Below are 16,090 nucleotides of genomic sequence, written 5' to 3' on the forward strand. Positions count from 1 at the left end.
CGGGATTTGTTCCCGGCGACCAGGGCCGACGAGGCCGACGGCGCACGGGCGCCGTCGACCCCGTCGTGCCTCAGCTCCGTGCGTCGAGGCGGGCGATCAGCACGGCCTCGCTGAGCACGGCACGGTGCAGCACGCCGAGGTGCTGCGACTCGTTCGGGCTGTGCGCGCGCGTGTCGGGGTCCTCCACGCCCGTGACGAGGATCTGGGCCTCGGGGAACGTCCGGACGAGGTCCGCGATGAACGGGATCGATCCGCCGATGCCGATCTGCAGGGGCGCCTCCCCCCAGGCCTCGGTCATGGCCGCCGTGGCCTCGGCGAGGGCCCAGCCGCTGGTGTCGACGAGGAACGGGTCGCCCTGGTCGACGTCGTCGATCTCGACGTGCGCGCCGAAGGGGGCGTGCTCTCGGAGGTGCGCCTCGATGGCTGCGTAGGCCTCGGACGCGGCCTGCCCCGGAGCGATGCGCGCGCTGATCCGGACGGACACCTCGGGCGACAGGGTGTTCGACGCGTTCGCGACGCTCGGCGCGTCGATGCCCGTCACCGTGATCGACGGCTGCGACCAGACGCGGCTGAGCAGCGGACCGGTGCCGATCGGCGTCACGCCCTCGAGCAGCCCGGCCTCCTCGCGCAGCTGCTGCTCGCTCTGCTCGGGGTGCTCGGCCTCGCGGCTGTGCAGCCCGGCGACGGCGACGCTGCCCGCATCGTCGTGCAGCGTGGCGAGCAGCTTCACCATCGCGAGCATCGCGTCCGGGACCGCGCCGCCGACCATCCCCGAGTGGGACGCGTGCGCCAGGGTGCGGACGGTGAGCCGGAACGTCACGTTGCCGCGGAGCCCCACGGTGATGGCGGGGACGGTCGTGCTCCAGTTGCCCGAGTCGGCGACGACGATGACGTCGGCCGCGAGGTCGTCCCGGTGCTGGCGGAGGAAGTCGGCGAACGAGCGGGAGCCGAACTCCTCTTCACCCTCGATGAACACCGCGACGCCGACGCCCAGGTCGTCGCCGAGCACCTCGCGGACGGCCCGCAGCGCCGCCACGTGGGTCATCACGCCGGCCTTGTCGTCGGAGGCGCCCCGCCCGTAGAGGCGATCGCCCTTGACGGTGGGCTCGAACGGAGGCGAGTCCCAGTCGGCGTCGTCGCCCTGGGGCTGCACGTCGTGGTGGGCGTAGAGGAGGACCGTCGGCTTGCCGTCGCGCGCGGGGCGCCGGGCGAGCACGGCCGGCTGGCCGAGGGCGCCGGTGTCGCCGATCGGCGCACGACTCACCTGCACGGTCTCGAAGAGGCCCGTGCCCCGCACGAGCTCGGCGACGGCCTCGGCGCTGGCGGCGACGTGCGCGGGGTCGAAGGCGTCCCACGAGACGGACGGGATGCGGACCAGGCCGCCGAGGTCGGCGACTGCGGCGGGGAAGCCGCCCTGCACCGCCTCCGCGAGTTCGCTGACAGTACGAGGATCGGTCGGGGTCACGGGGTGCTGCGAGTCGGTCATGCAGGTAATCTTAGGAACTCGTTCAACCCCCGAGGACTCTCCGTGGCCAAGGCACCTGACAAGACCATCACGACGACCGTCGACGAGACCGAGTCGCCGACGACCGGCAAGGGACGGCCGACGCCGACCCGTCGCGAACGCGAGGCCGCCAACCAGCGCCCGCTCGTGGCCACCGGCAAGGAGGCGCAGAAGGCCCAGCGCGCCCGTCTCGCCGAGCAGCGGGAGCGCCAGCGCGTCGGGCTCGCCAACGGCGAGGAGAAGTTCCTCCCCGAGCGCGACAAGGGCGTGCAGCGCAAGTTCATCCGCGACTACGTCGACGCTCGCTACAGCGTCGGCGAGGCGATGATCCCGGTCATGGTGCTCGTCATCGTCATGAGCATCGTCCAGAACGTCGCGGTCCAGACGACGACGCTGTTCGTCCTGTGGGGCTTCTTCATCCTCGCCGTCGCCGACTGCCTGCTCGCCGGCCAGCGCGTCTCGTCGCAGCTGCGCGCGAAGTTCGGCGACGACGGCCTCCAGAAGGGCAACCGCTGGTACACCGCGATGCGCGCCATGCAGATGAAGCCGATGCGGCTGCCGAAGCCGCAGGTCAAGCGGCGCGAGTTCCCCACGCTGTAGCCAGGCCGCACGACGGAGCCCCCGACCACGTGGTCGGGGGCTCCTTCGTGTCGGACGCGCCTCTCGGGCTGCCGAGACCGGTCACGCCGCTCGGCGGAGGGCGCGCAGCCCCCGGTTGACCTTCCGGGCCCAGAGCGGCCCCTCGTAGAGGAACGCCGTGTAGCCCTGCACGAGGGTCGCCCCGGCGTCGAGGCGCGACTGCACGTCGGCGGCGCTCGTCACGCCCCCGACGGACACGACGCACGTCTCGTCGGGAAGCACCGAGCGCAGCACCCGGAGCACCTCGAGCGACCGGGCCGCGAGCGGGGCCCCGGAGAGACCGCCGGCCCCCGCGGCCTCCACGACCGCGGGCGACGTCCGCAGCCCCGAACGGGACAGGGTCGTGTTCGTCGCGATCACTCCCCCGAGGCCGATCTCGGTGACGAGCTCGGCGATGTGGCGGATGCCGTCGTCGTCGAGGTCAGGAGCGATCTTGACGAGCACGGGGGTGTCGCCCGCGGCGGCGTGGACGGCGCGCAGCAGCGGCGACAGCTTGTCGAGCTCCTGCAGGCCGCGGAGGCCGGGCGTGTTGGGCGAGCTGACGTTGACGGCCAGGTAGTCGGCCAGCGGGGCGAGCAGGCGCGTGCTCACGAGGTAGTCGGCGACCGCGTCGTCCACCTCGACGACACGGCTCTTGCCGATGTTGACGCCGATCACGGGCCGGACGGCCGCACGGCGCGCAGCGGTCAGCTCGCCGGCCGCCTGCGCCGCGCCTCCGTTGTTGAAGCCCATGCGGTTGACGACCGCCAGGTCGGGCACCAGACGGAAGAGCCGAGGTCGCTCGTTGCCCGGCTGGGCCCTGGCCGTGACGGTGCCGACCTCGACGTGGCCGAAGCCGAGCGCCCCGAGACCGGCGATGCCTGTCGCGTCCTTGTCGAAGCCTGCGGCGACGCCGAACGGCGAGTCGAAACGGAGGCCCAGCGCCTCGACGGCGAGCGACGGGTGGGGCGCCGTGAGCCGGCGCACGAGCGGCGCCAGGCCGACCCGCGGGACGGCACGGATGACCCGGGACGCGAGGTGGTGCGCGTCCTCGGGGTCCATCTTGGAGAGCACCAGGTCGAACAGGACCCGGTAGGCGGTCCTCACTCGTCGACCGATCGCGGTGCACGCACGCGGTCACGGTGCTCGTCGCGGAGCTGCGTGATCGACGACTCGAAGTCCTCGAGGGAGTCGAAGGCCTGGTAGACGCTCGCGAAGCGCAGGTAGGCGACCTCGTCGAGCTCGCGCAGGGGCGGCAGGATCGCGAGGCCGATGTCGTTCGCCTCGATCTGCGACGTGCCCGACGCACGCACCGCCTCCTCGACCTTCTGCGCCAGGACGGCCAGGTCGCCGTCGGTGACGGGACGGCCCTGGCAGGCCTTGCGGACGCCGGAGATGATCTTCTCCCGGCTGAAGGGCTCGAGCACGCCGTTGCGCTTGACGACGTTGAGGCTTGCCGTCTCGGTCGTGCTGAAGCGACGACCGCAGTTCGGGCACTGGCGCCGCCGACGGATCGAGGTGCCGTCGTCGCTCGTGCGGGAGTCGACGACGCGGGAATCGGGGTGGCGACAGAAAGGACAGAACATGGTGCCCTCAGCGTACTGGGGCTCCGCACCCCGCCCCCTCGACGCCCCGGGCGGGACACGCTCGCACACGCCTCGCACGGACGCCGTCGGGACGACCGATCAGGGCTTGTGGAGACGCGCCGCGACGGCCTCGCCGTGGGCGGGCAGCAGCTCGGCCCGCGACAGGGCGACCAACCTGTCGGCGACCTCGGCCAGGGCGTCGTGCTCGTAGCGCACGATCTGCTGCGGCCGCAGGAACGTGTACGCGCCGAGTCCCGACGAGAACCGCGACTGGCCGCCCGTGGGCAGGACGTGGTTCGAGCCGGCGAGGTAGTCGCCCAGGCTCACGGGGGTGCTCGGGCCCACGAAGACCGCGCCGGCGCTCGTGATGCCCGCGAGCACCCCTTCGTCGTCGCGCGTCTGGATCTCGAGGTGCTCGGGCCCGTAGGCGTTGCTGAAGTCGACGGCGGCCGACAGGTCGTCGACGAGCACGAGGGCCGACTGGCGGCCGTCGAGGGCGGTCTGGACGCGGGTCGCGCTCAGCGTCCGCGGGACGAGCCGCACGAGCTCGTCGCGGACCCGGTCGGCGAGCTCCGCCGAGGTGGTCACGAGGACGGCGGCGGCCTCCTCGTCGTGCTCGGCCTGGCTGATCAGGTCGACGGCGACGAGCGTCGGGTCGGCCGAGTCGTCGGCGATGACGAGGATCTCGGTGGCGCCCGCCACGGCGTCGATGCCGACGCGTCCGCGGACGAGCTGCTTCGCGGCGGCCACGTAGTTGTTGCCGGGGCCGGTGATGACCTGGACCGGCTCGAGCCCGATCTCGGGCACTCCGTAGGCGAGGGCCGCGATGGCGCCCGCACCGCCCATGACGTAGACCTCGTCGATGCCGAGGAGGCCCGCCGCGCCCAGGATGACGGGGTGGACGGCGCCGCCGAAGTCGCGCTGCCCGGGTGAGACGAGCGCGACCGAGCCGACCCCGGCCACCAGGGCCGGCACGACGTTCATGACGACGCTCGACGGGTAGACGGCCTTGCCGCCGGGGACGTACACGCCCGCCCGGGCGACCGGCTGCCAGCGCTGCTCGATGAGCGCCCCGGGGGCCGGGACGGTCGTGGAGCCCGCGGGCACCTGGGCCCTGCTGGCCTCGGTGACGCGGGCGATCGACTCGACCAGCGCCGCCTTCACCAGGGGGTCGAGCTCGTGGACGGCACGGGCGATCGCAGCCGCCTCGACGCGGAACACGTCGGTGCGGACGCCGTCGAAGCGCTCCGCCTGGTCGCGCAGGGCGTCCGCACCGCGCTCGCGCACGGCCTGGACGATCTGGGCCGCGGCGCCGGAGGCGGCGGCGACGTCGACGTGCGACCGGGGCACGAGGCCCAGCAGGTCGGCGTGGGTAGGCTTGAGGCCCCGGAGGTCTGTGGTCTGGATCATGGCCCGTCGAGCCTAGCCCGAGCCGTCACGGCGCGGACACGCCCGCCCCCGGGAGCAGAGCACAGGAGGCGCCCACCGTCATGCCCGACACCACCGCACCAGCCGCCACGGCTGCACAGTCCGACCCCGCCGACCTCGCCGCGTTCAAGGCCGGCTTCCGCCGCCATGCCGCGGGCGTCGCCATCGTCACCGCCCGGGACTCGGACGGCCGGCCCGTCGGCTTCACCGCGACCTCGCTGGCCTCGCTCGCGGCCGTCCCGCCGCTCGCCACCTTCAACATGGCGCGCACCGCCAGCTCGTGGCGGGCGATCGAGGAGACCGAACACGTGGTGATCCACCTGCTCGGCCTCCGCAACCAGGGCCTCGCGCGCCGCATGGCCGGCCCCGCCGCCGAGCGGTTCGCGGGCGACCACTGGAGCGAGGGGCCGCACGGCCTCCCGTTGCTCCACGACGTCACCGCCTGGATGACCGGCCGCATCGTCGAGCGAGTGCACGTGCACGGCAACGCCGTCGTCGTCGTGCAGGTCGAGGACGGCGGCACAGGAGCAGACGACGACGCGTTGCTGTACCACGACCGCCGCTGGCTCCGGCCCGTGCACCTCGAGGCGTAGACGAGCAGGACGTCCACGCACGACGGCCCCACGGACTCGAGTCCGTGGGGCCGTCGTGCGTGCGGAGACGCCTGCGCGTCAGACGAGGCAGCCCGGCCCGAGCAAGCTCTTGAGCTCGCCGTACAGGTCGGCGGTCACGTCGACCGGCATGGGGATCTCGAACGAGCGGGCGACGTCGCCCTTGACGAGCCGGAGCCGCACCTCGGTGCCGCCGGTGTGCCTGCCGAGCACCGCCGCGAGCTCCGTGACGGTGTCGGTCGTGGCGCGGTGCTCGGGGATCTGCAGCACCAACGGGCCCTGCGACGCACCGACGCCGAGGTCGGGCATGAACATGCTCGCCGCGTGCATGTTCATGCCGTCGTCGCGGACGCTGACGCGCCCCTTCAGCACGATGATCGAGTCGCCGACGAGCGACGGCCCGAACTCCTGGTAGGTCTTGCCCAGGAACATCGCCGAGATCTCGCCGCCGAAGTCCTCGACCGTGACGATGCCGTACGGATTGCCCGAGTTGCGGGCGACCCGGTGCTGGACGCTCGTGATGAGGCCGGCGATCGTGACCGTCTCGCCGTCGATCGCGGTCGGCTCGCTCGACAGGATGTCGGTCACCGTCGTGCTCGCGTGCTTCGCGAGCGGCAGCTCGAGCCCGGCCAGCGGGTGGTCGCTCACGTAGAGGCCCAGCATGTCGCGCTCGAACGCCAGCTTGTCCCGCTTCGACCACTCGGGTCGCTCGGGCACGTGCTGGACGTCCTGTGGCTCGTCCCAGAGGGAGTCGAAGTCGAAGCCGACCTGGCCGTGGGCCTCGGCGCGCTTCTCGTTGACGGCGGCCTCGACCGCCGACTCGTGGATCTCGACCAGGGCCCGGCGGGTCGAGCCCAGGCTGTCGAACGCCCCGGCCTTCACCAGCGACTCGACCGTGCGCTTGTTGGCGACGGGGAGCGGGACCTTGCGCAGGAAGTCGTGGAAGGAGGCGAAGGCTCCTTCTTTCTGGCGGGCGGCGATCACGTGGTCGACGACGTTGAACCCCACGTTCCGGACCGCGCCCATGCCGAAGCGGATGTCGTCGCCGACCGCCGCGAAGAAGCCGATCGACTCGTTGACGTCCGGCGGGAGGACCGTGATGCCCATGCGGCGGCACTCGTTGAGGTAGAGCCCGAGCTTGTCCCGCGAGTCGCCGGTGCTCGTGAGCAACGCGGCCATGTACTCGGCCGGGTAGTGGGCCTTGAGGTAGGCGGTCCAGTACGACACGACGCCGTAGGCGGCGGAGTGCGCCTTGTTGAAGGCGTAGTCCGAGAAGGGCAGGAGGATGTCCCAGAGCATCTTGACGGCGTCCGGCGAGAAGCCGTTGTCGAACATGCCCTGCTCGAAGCCCGCGTACTGCTTGTCGAGCTCGGACTTCTTCTTCTTGCCCATGGCACGACGGAGGATGTCGGCCTGGCCGAGCGAGAACCCGGCGACCTTCTGCGCGATGGCCATCACCTGCTCCTGGTAGATGATCAGGCCGTAGCTCGTCGACAGGATCTCCTTCAGGGGCTCCTCGAGCTCGGGGTGGATCGGCGTGATCTCCTGGATGCCGTTCTTCCGCAGGGCGTAGTTCGTGTGGGAGTTCGCCCCCATGGGCCCGGGGCGGTACAGCGCGATGACGGCCGAGATGTCCTCGAAGTTGTCGGGCTTCATCAGCCGCAGGAGGCCGCGCATGGGCCCGCCGTCGAGCTGGAAGACGCCCAGCGTGTCACCGCGGCCGAGCAGCTCGTAGGCCGCCCGGTCGTCGAGCTCGAGGTCTTCGAGGACGAGGTCGAAACCGCGGTTGGTGCGGATGTTGTCGAGGGCGTCGTTGATGATCGTCAGGTTGCGGAGACCCAGGAAGTCCATCTTGATCAGCCCGAGCGACTCGCAGGCGGGGTAGTCGAACTGCGTGACGATCTGGCCGTCCTGCTCGCGCTTCATGATCGGGATGATGTCGATCAGGGGGTCGCTCGACATGATGACGCCGGCCGCGTGCACGCCCCACTGGCGCTTGAGGCCCTCCAGGCCGAGAGCCGTGTCGAAGACCGTCCTCGCCTCGGGATCGGTCTCGACGACCGTCCGGATGTCTCCCGCCTCCTTGTAGCGCTCGTGGGCCTTGTCGAAGATGCCCGTGAGCGGGATGTCCTTGCCCATGACCGCGGGCGGCATGGCCTTCGTGAGCTTCTCGCCCATCCCGAAGGGGAAGCCGAGCACGCGCGAGCTGTCTTTCAGGGCCTGCTTGGCCTTGATGGTGCCGTAGGTGACGATCTGGGCGACGCGCTCGTCGCCGTACTTCTCCGTCACGTACTGGATGACCTCGCCGCGGCGACGGTCGTCGAAGTCGACGTCGAAGTCGGGCATCGAGACACGGTCGGGGTTGAGGAATCGCTCGAAGATGAGGCCGTGGCGGAGCGGGTCGAGGTCGGTGATGCGCATCGCGTAGGCGGCCATGGACCCGGCGCCGGAGCCGCGTCCCGGACCGACGCGGATGCCGTTCTCCTTCGACCAGTTGATGAAGTCGGCGACGACGAGGAAGTAGCCGGGGAAGCCCATGCCGGTGATGACGCCGATCTCGTACTCGGCCTGCTTGCGGACGTCGGAGGGGATGCCCTCCGGGTACCGGTAGACCAGGCCCTTCTCCACCTCCTTGATGAACCACGTCTCCTCCGTCTCGCCCTCGGGCACGGGGTAGCGCGGCATGTAGTTGGCCGAGGTGTTGAACTGGACGTCGCAGCGCTCGGCGATGAGCAGGGTGTTGTCGCAGGCCTCGGGGTGGTCACGGAAGAGGTGCCGCATCTGCTGGGCGGACTTCAGGTAGAACTCGTCGGCGTCGAACTTGAACCGGTTCGGGTCGTTGAGGGTCGAGCCCGACTGGACGCAGAGCAGCGCTGCGTGGCTCGTGGCGTCGTGCTCGTGCGTGTAGTGCAGGTCGTTGGTGGCCACGAGGGGCAGGCCCAGGTCTTTCGCGAGGCGGAGGAGGTCGCCCATGATCTGGCGCTCGATGCCGAGGCCGTGGTCCATGATCTCGGCGAAGTAGTTCTCGGCGCCGAAGATGTCGCGGAAGTCCGCCGCGGCCTTGACCGCCTCGTCGTACTGGCCGAGTCGGAGGCGCGTCTGCACCTCGCCGGACGGGCAGCCCGTCGTGGCGATGAGGCCGTCCGAGTACTGCGACAGCAGCTCGCGGTCCATGCGCGGCTTGAAGTAGTAGCCCTCGAGGGACGCGCGCGACGACAGCCGGAAGAGGTTGTGCATGCCCGCCGTGCTCTGCGAGAGCAACGTCATGTGCGTGTACGCACCGGCCCCGGAGACGTCGTCGCGGCCGCCGTCGCCCCAGCGGATGCGGGTCTTGTCGCCCCGGTGCGTGCCCGGCGTGATGTAGGCCTCGGTGCCGATGATGGGCTTGACCCCGGCGTCGGTCGCGGTCTTCCAGAAGTCGTAGGCGCCGAACACGTTGCCGTGGTCGGTGACCGCGACGGCGGGCATGCCCTGGGCGGCGGCCTCCGCGATCAGCGGCTTGACCCGGGCCGCACCGTCGAGCATCGAGTACTCGCTATGGACGTGCAGGTGGACGAAGGAATCTTTCGAGGCCACGCGGCTCCTCGTCTGTGGTTTGACGGTTCTGTGGTGGATCTGCGGTTCTGTGGTGGATCTGCGGTTCTGTGGTGGTGTGCCGGTTCAGCGGCAGGTGGACAGCCTAGGCCGCACGGAGGACATCGAGCGCGTGCTGCAGGTCGTCCGGGTACGTCGACCGGTAGACGACCGGCTCGCCCGTCCCGGGGTGGCGGAAGCCGAGTTGGACGGCGTGCAGCCACTGCCGGCCGAGGCCGAGGGCAGCGGACAGCGTCGGGTCGGCCCCGTAGGTCGCGTCGCCCACGCAGGGGTGGCGCTGGGCGGCCATGTGGACGCGGATCTGGTGCGTGCGACCGGTCTCGAGGTGGATCTCGAGCAGCGAGGCCGAGCGGAACGCCTCGACCGTCTCGTAGTGCGTCACGGAGGGCTTGCCGTCCACGACCACGGCGAACTTCCAGTCCGACGACGGGTGACGACCGATCGGGGCGTCGATGGTGCCGGTGAGCGGGTCGGGGTGGCCCTGCACGACCGCGTTGTAGATCTTCTCCACCGTCCGCTCGCGGAAGGCGTCCTTGAGCTGTGCGTAGGCGCGCTCGGACTTCGCCACGACCATGAGGCCGCTGGTGCCGACGTCGAGGCGGTGCACGATGCCCGCGCGCTCGGCAGCCCCCGACGTGGCGACCTGGAACCCGGCCGCCGCGAGGCCGCCGAGCACCGTGGGCCCGGTCCAGCCGACCGAGGGGTGCGCGGCGACGCCGACGGGCTTGTCGACGACGACGATCTCGTCGTCGTCGTGCACGATGCCCAGGCCGGGCACGTCGAGCGGCACGACGGTCGGTGCCTCGCGGGGTGCCCAGGTGACCTCGAGCCAGGCGCCGGCCTCGAGCCGGTCGGACTTGCCCACCGGGCGACCGTCGACGGCCACTCCCCCGGTGGTGGCCACCTCGGCGGCGAAGGTGCGGCTGAAGCCGAGCAGCTTGGCCAGTGCGGCGTCGACCCGCTCGCCGGCGAGTCCGTCGGGCACGGGCAGTTTGCGGGACTCGGTCACGGGTGCTCCGTCGGTCGGGTCGAAGGAGGCGCCCCGTCGGCGCCGGCGTCGGTCACGGGCCCCGCAGCGGTCGTCTCGTCGGCGGCCTGGTCGCTCGCCGCGTCACGCACCGCGCTCGCCTTCGTGGTCCGGGTGCCGTCGAGGTTGACGCCGAGCAGGGTCAGCAGCAACAGGAGGCCCATGCTCGACACGATGAAGATGTCCGCCACGTTGAAGATCGCCGGCAGCAGCGACGGGAAGTACAGGAAGTCGATCACGTGCCCCTGCCCGAAGGAGGGCTCGCGGGTCAGACGGTCGGTCAGGTTGCCGAGCGTGCCTCCCAGGAGCATGCCGAGCATGATCGCCCAGGCCCGGGACCGGATGCGCCGTGCGAAGACGACGATGGCGACCACGACGGCCGAGGCCGCGATCGAGAAGATCCAGGTCGTGCCGCTGGCCAGGGAGAAGGCCGCACCGGGGTTCCGCACGAAGTGCAGCTGGAAGAACTCGCCCACGACGTCGACGCTCTCGCCCTCGACCAGGCGGGTGGTCACGAGGTGCTTCGACACCTGGTCGAGCACGTAGGCCGTGACAGCGACGAAGGCCAGCGCCGCGATGATGCGGACGCTGACCTTCGTCGGAGGAGTGCTCTGCGTCAAGACCTTAGTTGGAGCCGAAGCCCTGAGCGCTGGCGGGAGCGAAGCCGCTCGCGGACTGCTGCTCGCCGGACTCGGCCTCGAGGTCGCGGAGCTGGCCCTCGATGTAGCCCTTGAGCTTCTGGCGGTAGTCGCGCTCGAACGTGCGGAGGTCGTCGATGCGACGCTCCAGGCCGGTGCGCTCGGTCGCGAGCTGCTCGAGCACCTCGCGGCGCTTGGTCTCGGCCTCGGCCACGACCTCGCGGGAGCGAGCCTCGGCCTCGGTGACGACGTCGCGCTGCTTGGCCTCGGCCTCGGCCACGAGACGAGCCGACGTCGACTGCCCCTCGGCGATCAGGGCGTCGCGCTTCTCGACGCCCTCACGGACGTGCTCCTCGTGCAGACGACGAGCGAGCTGCAGGAGGCTGTTGGTGCTCTCGGTGTCGTCCTGGCTGGGTCCGGCGTAGGCCGGGACCGGGGCGACCGCCGCGGCGGCGACCGGCTCGGGTGCTGCCTCGGGCTCGGGTGCGACCTCGACAGGAGCCGGGACCGACGCGGGCGCCGGCTCGGAGACCGGGGCGGGCTCGGACTCGGGCGCCGGGGCGGAGGCCGGGGCCTGCGCCGAGGCGGGGGCCTGGGCCGATGCCGGGGCGCTGGCGGCGACCGGGGCGGGGACGGCGGAGCCACCCGCCGACTCGGCGGTGGTCAGCCGCTGGCGCAGCTCGTCGTTCTCCTGGCCGAGTCGTCGCAGCTCTGCGACGACCTCGTCGAGGAAGTCGTCGACCTCGTCCTGGTCGTAGCCCTCGCGGAACTTCGTCGGCTGGAACCGCTTGTTGACTACGTCTTCAGGCGTCAAAGCCATTGCCGTCACCTCGTGCATCTGTGGGATCACGTGATCGTGATCGTGGTCTGTGTCGTTCGACTACACCGTAGCGAACACTGGCCCCTGAGGGCAGCGGGGGCGCGGTTGCCCTATCAGCAGCCTACCCTCTCGCCGCGCGGAGAGAGGCCAGGCCGGACGTCATGCTAAGCGGAGCCCGCTGGCGACGCCCATGAGGATGACGACGGCGAGCATGATGATGCTCCACCCGAAATCGAGGGCCACCGACCCCAGCCGCACGGGCGGGAGGACACGGCGGACGGCCTTGATGGGCGGGTCGGTGACCGTGTAGGCGATCTCGGCCAGCACCAGGACGGGCCCCCGCGGGCGCCAGCCCCGACTGAAGGACTGTGCCAGGTCGAGGACGAATCGCCCCCACATCAACAGGAAGAACAGGAGGAGCGCGTAGTACGCGATCGAGGCGATCAGGAACGTCATCGGGGTGTCATCAGCTCACACTGGTCGGCGTGGTCGAGCCACGGAGAGGAGTCGGGGCGTCGGGACGCCGCCGCTCAGGACTGCGCGAAGAAGGACGCCTCGATGTCGGACTCTACCTCGGCCTGCTCGCCGCTCACCGCGATGTGGGCCGGGGACAGGAGGAAGACTTTGTTCGTGACGCGCTCGATCTTGCCGAAGAGGCCCTGCGACAGGCCGCTGGCGAAGTCGACGAGGCGACGCGCGTCGGCCTCCGTCATCTGCGACAGGTTGATGATGACGGGGATGCCGTCCCGGAAGCTCTCGGCGATCGCCTGGGCGTCCTTGTACTCGCGGGGGTGGACGGTGAGGATCTCGTTCATGTCGTGGGGCACCGTGTTCTTCGAGGTGGAGGAGGTCGAGCTGCGACGCAGGGGCGTCACGGGGGCGCGTGTCGCGGCGGGGGCAGGTGCCGGCGCGGGGACGGGGGCGACCGGGGAGGCGTGTGCCGCCGCGGAGGACTGGCGAGCGGCCGGCTGAGCGGCCTGGGCAGGCTGCTGGCGCTGTTCCTGCCGCTGCTCCTGCTCGTCGTACTCGAGTTCTTCGTCGGCGAGGCCCAGGTAGACCATCGTCTTTCGCAGGGGGTTGGCCATGGGGTGTCCTCCGGGTCGTGGGGCGTTGTGTCCGAGGTTAACGAGCTTCGGGCCTCGAACCCGTGATTGCGGTGCCGATGCGGAGGTGTGTCGCTCCCTCGGCGATCGCGTCGGCGAAGTCGTGCGACATGCCGGCGGAGATCGCGTCGGCGCCGGGAGCCGTCCGACGGACCGCATCGGAGACCCGACGGAGGCGCGCGAAGGCCGGCCGCGCCGGCTCGCCGAGCGGCGCCACGGCCATCACTCCCCTGAGGCGGACGCCGGGCACGTGCAGCAGCCGCTCGACGAGGCGCTCGACCTCGGACACGGGGACGCCGCCCCGGCCCTCCTGGCCGTCGAGGGACACCTGCACGAAGCCGTCCACGACGTGGCCGTCGTCGACCCCGAGGGCGTCGACGACGCTGTCCCGGTCAAGCGAGTGCACGGCCGAGACGTAGCGCCGCGCCTGCCGTGCCTTCTTCGACTGGAGCTGGCCCACGAAGTGCCACCGGAGGCCCTCGAGGTCGGCGGTGTCGGCCGACTTGGCCTGCGCCTCCTGGTGTCGGTTCTCCGCGACGTCGCGCACGCCCAGGGCGTGCAGCTCACGGACCAGCGACGCCGGGTGGAACTTCGTGACGACGATGGTCGTCACCTCGTCGGCCTGGCGTCCGGCGGCCCTGACCGCGTCGTCGACGCCGGAGGCGACCCGGGCGAGACGCTCGCCGAGGTCGCCTCCGAGGTCGAGACCGTCGGTCACGCGCTACTTGAGGAAGTCGGGCACGTCGAGGTCGTCGTCGCCGCCGTCGAAGGCAGGGTCGACGGCCTGCGTGGCCGCGTGGTCGTCGGGTCGGCGCCACGACGGGGTGTCGTGCGACGCGCCGCTGTCGGCGATGGCCGAGACGCCCGCCGTCGACGCCGCGGCCGGGGCCGCGTCGGACTCGACGAAGCTCGAGCGTCGGTCCTTGGTCTTGGCCGTGGGCTCGCCGCCGTCGAAGCCGGCGGCGATGACGGTCACCCGCACCTCGTCGCCGAGGGTGTCGTCGATCACCGCGCCGAAGATGATGTTGGCCTCGGAGTGGACGGCCTCCTGCACCAGGCGCGCGGCGTCGTTGATCTCGAAGATGCCGAGGTTCGAGCCGCCCTGGATCGACAGGAGGACGCCGTGGGCGCCGTCGATGCTCGCCTCGAGCAGCGGCGACGCTACGGCGAGCTCCGCGGCCTTGATGGCCCGGTCGGCCCCTCGCGACGAGCCGATCCCCATCAGGGCCGAGCCTGCGCCCTGCATGACCGACTTGACGTCGGCGAAGTCGAGGTTGATGAGGCCGGGGGTCGTGATCAGGTCCGTGATGCCCTGGACGCCGGCGAGGAGCACCTGGTCGGCGGTGCCGAAGGCCTCTACCATCGAGATGCCGCGCTCGGAGATCTCGAGGAGGCGGTCGTTGGGGACCACGATGAGGGTGTCGACCTCGTCCTTGAGCTGGGCCACGCCCGCCTCGGCCTGGGCCTGGCGGCGCTTGCCCTCGAAGCCGAAGGGCTTCGTGACGACGCCGATGGTCAGCGCACCGATCGACTTCGCGATGCGGGCCACGACCGGCGCGCCGCCGGTGCCCGTGCCGCCGCCCTCGCCTGCGGTGACGAAGACCATGTCGGCGCCGGCCAGCGCCTCCTCGATCTCCTCTGCGTGGTCCTCGGCGGCGCGGCGGCCGACCTCGGGATCGGCACCGGCGCCGAGGCCGCGCGTCAGCTCGCGGCCGACGTCGAGCTTGACGTCGGCGTCGCTGAGGAGCAGTGCCTGAGCGTCGGTGTTGATGGCGATGAACTCGACTCCGCGGAGACCGAGCTCGATCATGCGGTTGACGGCGTTGACGCCACCGCCGCCGACACCGACGACCTTGATCACGGCTAGGTAGTTATGGTTCGTTGTCACGTCCGGGCCTCCGCTGAAACCTTAACTCGGAAGTTGAAGGTTAAGGTTGTACATGGTATGTAAGTGCTGCAGTCACAAGTTAGGTGCCGCCGCGAGACGCACGGTCCAGCCGGGCAGGCGTGTCGCGAACGAACGGCGTGTCACCGGGTCCGGATGATGCCGTTGTCCGGTGCGGACACGTCGAACTCGACGGACGCGGCCGGGTCGCGCCTCGCCTGGTCGGCGATGAGCCCCGAGAGCACCTGCGCCTTCTCGGCCGAGTCGTCCGCGCTGCCCCAGACCACGCGTTCCCCCGTCGTCAGGGACAGCGTGACGTCGTCGGCGGTCGAGGCGGTCGCGGAGTCCACGGTCGCCCTGAGCGCCTGAGGGAGGGCGAGCAGGACCTCGGCGGTCGACCGGAAGGCCGTGTCGTCCAACGGGGCGCCGCCCACGTCGACGAGCGGGACGCCCTCCTGGCGAGCGTCGAGGTGCTGCACGACGACGCCGGCGGGGTCGACGAGGTCGAAGCCGTCACCGGAGGGCACCGTCGCGATCGGCTGACGCTCGGTCACCCGGATGACGAGGGTGTGCGGCGGAGCCGTCTCCGTGACGTAGCTCGCGATGAGGGGGAACTGCTCGAGCTCGGTCGTGATCCGCGAGAAGTCGATCCGTGCCAGGGGGGTGCCGAGCTGGCCCGAGACGGCGGCCTGCACCGACGCGGCGTCGACCCGGTCCGTCCCCTCCACCTCGATCTGCTCGAGCGAGAGGAGCGGTGAGAAGACGGCGATCCCGACCGAGGCCGCGAGCGACAGGGCGACGGCCGCGGCGGTCACCCACGCGGCTCGGCGGTGGCGTGACCGCCTCGTGAACCGCCGGACCTCGGTCCGCTCCGTGCGCCGCCGCTCCCCCGACGCACGGCGCGCGGCACGGCGCGCCTCGGCAGCACGACGACGAGCCTCGTCCGCGCCCCCCTCGGGCTCGATGCGCGGGGTCACGGTGCGCGGCGCCTCCCCGGCGTCCGACGCGGCCCCCTCGGGCCGACCGGTCGACGACGCTCCCCCACGGGACACGACGCCCGACAGGCCCGATGCGAGGCGGGAGGCGACACCGGACACGGTGCCCGGCCCCGTCGGCACCGACACCGGTCCCGTGGACGTGTCGTCCGGGGTCCCGGCCGCTCCGTCGGGCTCGGGCCGGACACGACGAGGCCGTGCCGCCGCCAACCGGTCGCGCAGGGACGACGGACGTGCCGCCTCCTCGGGCTCCGGAGCCCCGTCGGAGCCAGGGGCGGACG

The 16,090-nt window shown here is 71.4% G+C and carries 15 protein-coding genes; 2 read left to right on the top strand and 13 right to left on the bottom strand.

Annotated elements, in window-relative coordinates:
• Positions 1-70: 70 nt before the first annotated feature.
• Positions 71-1,486, bottom strand: a complete 1,416-nt coding sequence (locus tag ACZZ97_RS07295; protein WP_133737447.1) for a dipeptidase — start codon at positions 1,484-1,486, stop codon at positions 71-73.
• A 42-nt stretch (positions 1,487-1,528) separates the two neighbouring features.
• Here ACZZ97_RS07295 and ACZZ97_RS07300 point away from each other — a divergent pair, with 42 nt between their 5' ends.
• On the top strand, positions 1,529-2,104 hold the full coding sequence (locus ACZZ97_RS07300) for a DUF3043 domain-containing protein (RefSeq protein ID WP_223269395.1): 576 nt from the start codon (positions 1,529-1,531) through the stop codon (positions 2,102-2,104).
• Positions 2,105-2,185: 81 nt separating this feature from the next.
• Here the strand turns inward: ACZZ97_RS07300 and ACZZ97_RS07305 are convergent, their stop codons facing one another.
• The 3 genes from ACZZ97_RS07305 to hisD all read right to left on the bottom strand — a co-directional run bounded on the left by ACZZ97_RS07305 (position 2,186) and on the right by hisD (position 5,118).
• Entirely contained in the window at positions 2,186-3,229 is a 1,044-nt protein-coding gene (locus ACZZ97_RS07305; protein ID WP_463472710.1) for a quinone-dependent dihydroorotate dehydrogenase, read from the bottom strand.
• On the bottom strand, positions 3,226-3,708 hold the full coding sequence (gene nrdR, locus ACZZ97_RS07310) for a transcriptional regulator NrdR (RefSeq protein ID WP_314102128.1): 483 nt from the start codon (positions 3,706-3,708) through the stop codon (positions 3,226-3,228). The genes ACZZ97_RS07305 and nrdR overlap by 4 nt, the downstream gene beginning before the upstream one ends.
• A gap of 99 nt (positions 3,709-3,807) precedes the next feature.
• Positions 3,808-5,118, bottom strand: coding sequence for a histidinol dehydrogenase (gene hisD / locus ACZZ97_RS07315; protein ID WP_463472711.1), 1,311 nt, complete (start codon positions 5,116-5,118; stop codon positions 3,808-3,810).
• A gap of 80 nt (positions 5,119-5,198) precedes the next feature.
• On the opposite strand from hisD, the gene ACZZ97_RS07320 reads away from it, so the two are divergent.
• Positions 5,199-5,729: a flavin reductase family protein gene (locus tag ACZZ97_RS07320; protein ID WP_314102130.1), complete on the top strand. Its 531-nt coding sequence runs from the start codon at positions 5,199-5,201 to the stop codon at positions 5,727-5,729.
• A 78-nt stretch (positions 5,730-5,807) separates the two neighbouring features.
• Here the strand turns inward: ACZZ97_RS07320 and dnaE are convergent, their stop codons facing one another.
• From dnaE to ACZZ97_RS07365, 9 genes are all read right to left on the bottom strand, one after another.
• On the bottom strand, positions 5,808-9,323 hold the full coding sequence (dnaE, locus tag ACZZ97_RS07325) for a DNA polymerase III subunit alpha (protein ID WP_463472712.1): 3,516 nt from the start codon (positions 9,321-9,323) through the stop codon (positions 5,808-5,810).
• Positions 9,324-9,426: 103 nt separating this feature from the next.
• Entirely contained in the window at positions 9,427-10,350 is a 924-nt protein-coding gene (locus ACZZ97_RS07330; protein WP_463472713.1) for an RluA family pseudouridine synthase, read from the bottom strand.
• Positions 10,347-10,988, bottom strand: a complete 642-nt coding sequence (gene lspA / locus ACZZ97_RS07335; protein WP_463472714.1) for a signal peptidase II — start codon at positions 10,986-10,988, stop codon at positions 10,347-10,349. The genes ACZZ97_RS07330 and lspA overlap by 4 nt, the downstream gene beginning before the upstream one ends.
• Positions 10,989-10,992: 4 nt before the next feature.
• Positions 10,993-11,826, bottom strand: a complete 834-nt coding sequence (locus ACZZ97_RS07340; RefSeq protein ID WP_463472715.1) for a DivIVA domain-containing protein — start codon at positions 11,824-11,826, stop codon at positions 10,993-10,995.
• A gap of 159 nt (positions 11,827-11,985) precedes the next feature.
• A complete protein-coding gene (locus ACZZ97_RS07345; protein WP_463472716.1) occupies positions 11,986-12,282 on the bottom strand; it encodes a YggT family protein in 297 nt (98 codons plus the stop codon).
• A gap of 74 nt (positions 12,283-12,356) precedes the next feature.
• On the bottom strand, positions 12,357-12,911 hold the full coding sequence (locus tag ACZZ97_RS07350) for a cell division protein SepF (protein WP_192041592.1): 555 nt from the start codon (positions 12,909-12,911) through the stop codon (positions 12,357-12,359).
• Between the two features lie 37 nt (positions 12,912-12,948).
• Positions 12,949-13,647: a YggS family pyridoxal phosphate-dependent enzyme gene (locus ACZZ97_RS07355; protein ID WP_314104215.1), complete on the bottom strand. Its 699-nt coding sequence runs from the start codon at positions 13,645-13,647 to the stop codon at positions 12,949-12,951.
• 3 nt (positions 13,648-13,650) lie between these two features.
• On the bottom strand, positions 13,651-14,817 hold the full coding sequence (gene ftsZ, locus ACZZ97_RS07360) for a cell division protein FtsZ (protein WP_463472717.1): 1,167 nt from the start codon (positions 14,815-14,817) through the stop codon (positions 13,651-13,653).
• A gap of 140 nt (positions 14,818-14,957) precedes the next feature.
• Entirely contained in the window at positions 14,958-15,791 is an 834-nt protein-coding gene (locus ACZZ97_RS07365) for a cell division protein FtsQ/DivIB (RefSeq protein WP_463472718.1), read from the bottom strand.
• Positions 15,792-16,090: the final 299 nt, after the last annotated feature.

The sequence above is a fragment of the Frigoribacterium sp. AC512 genome (assembly GCF_979258295.1).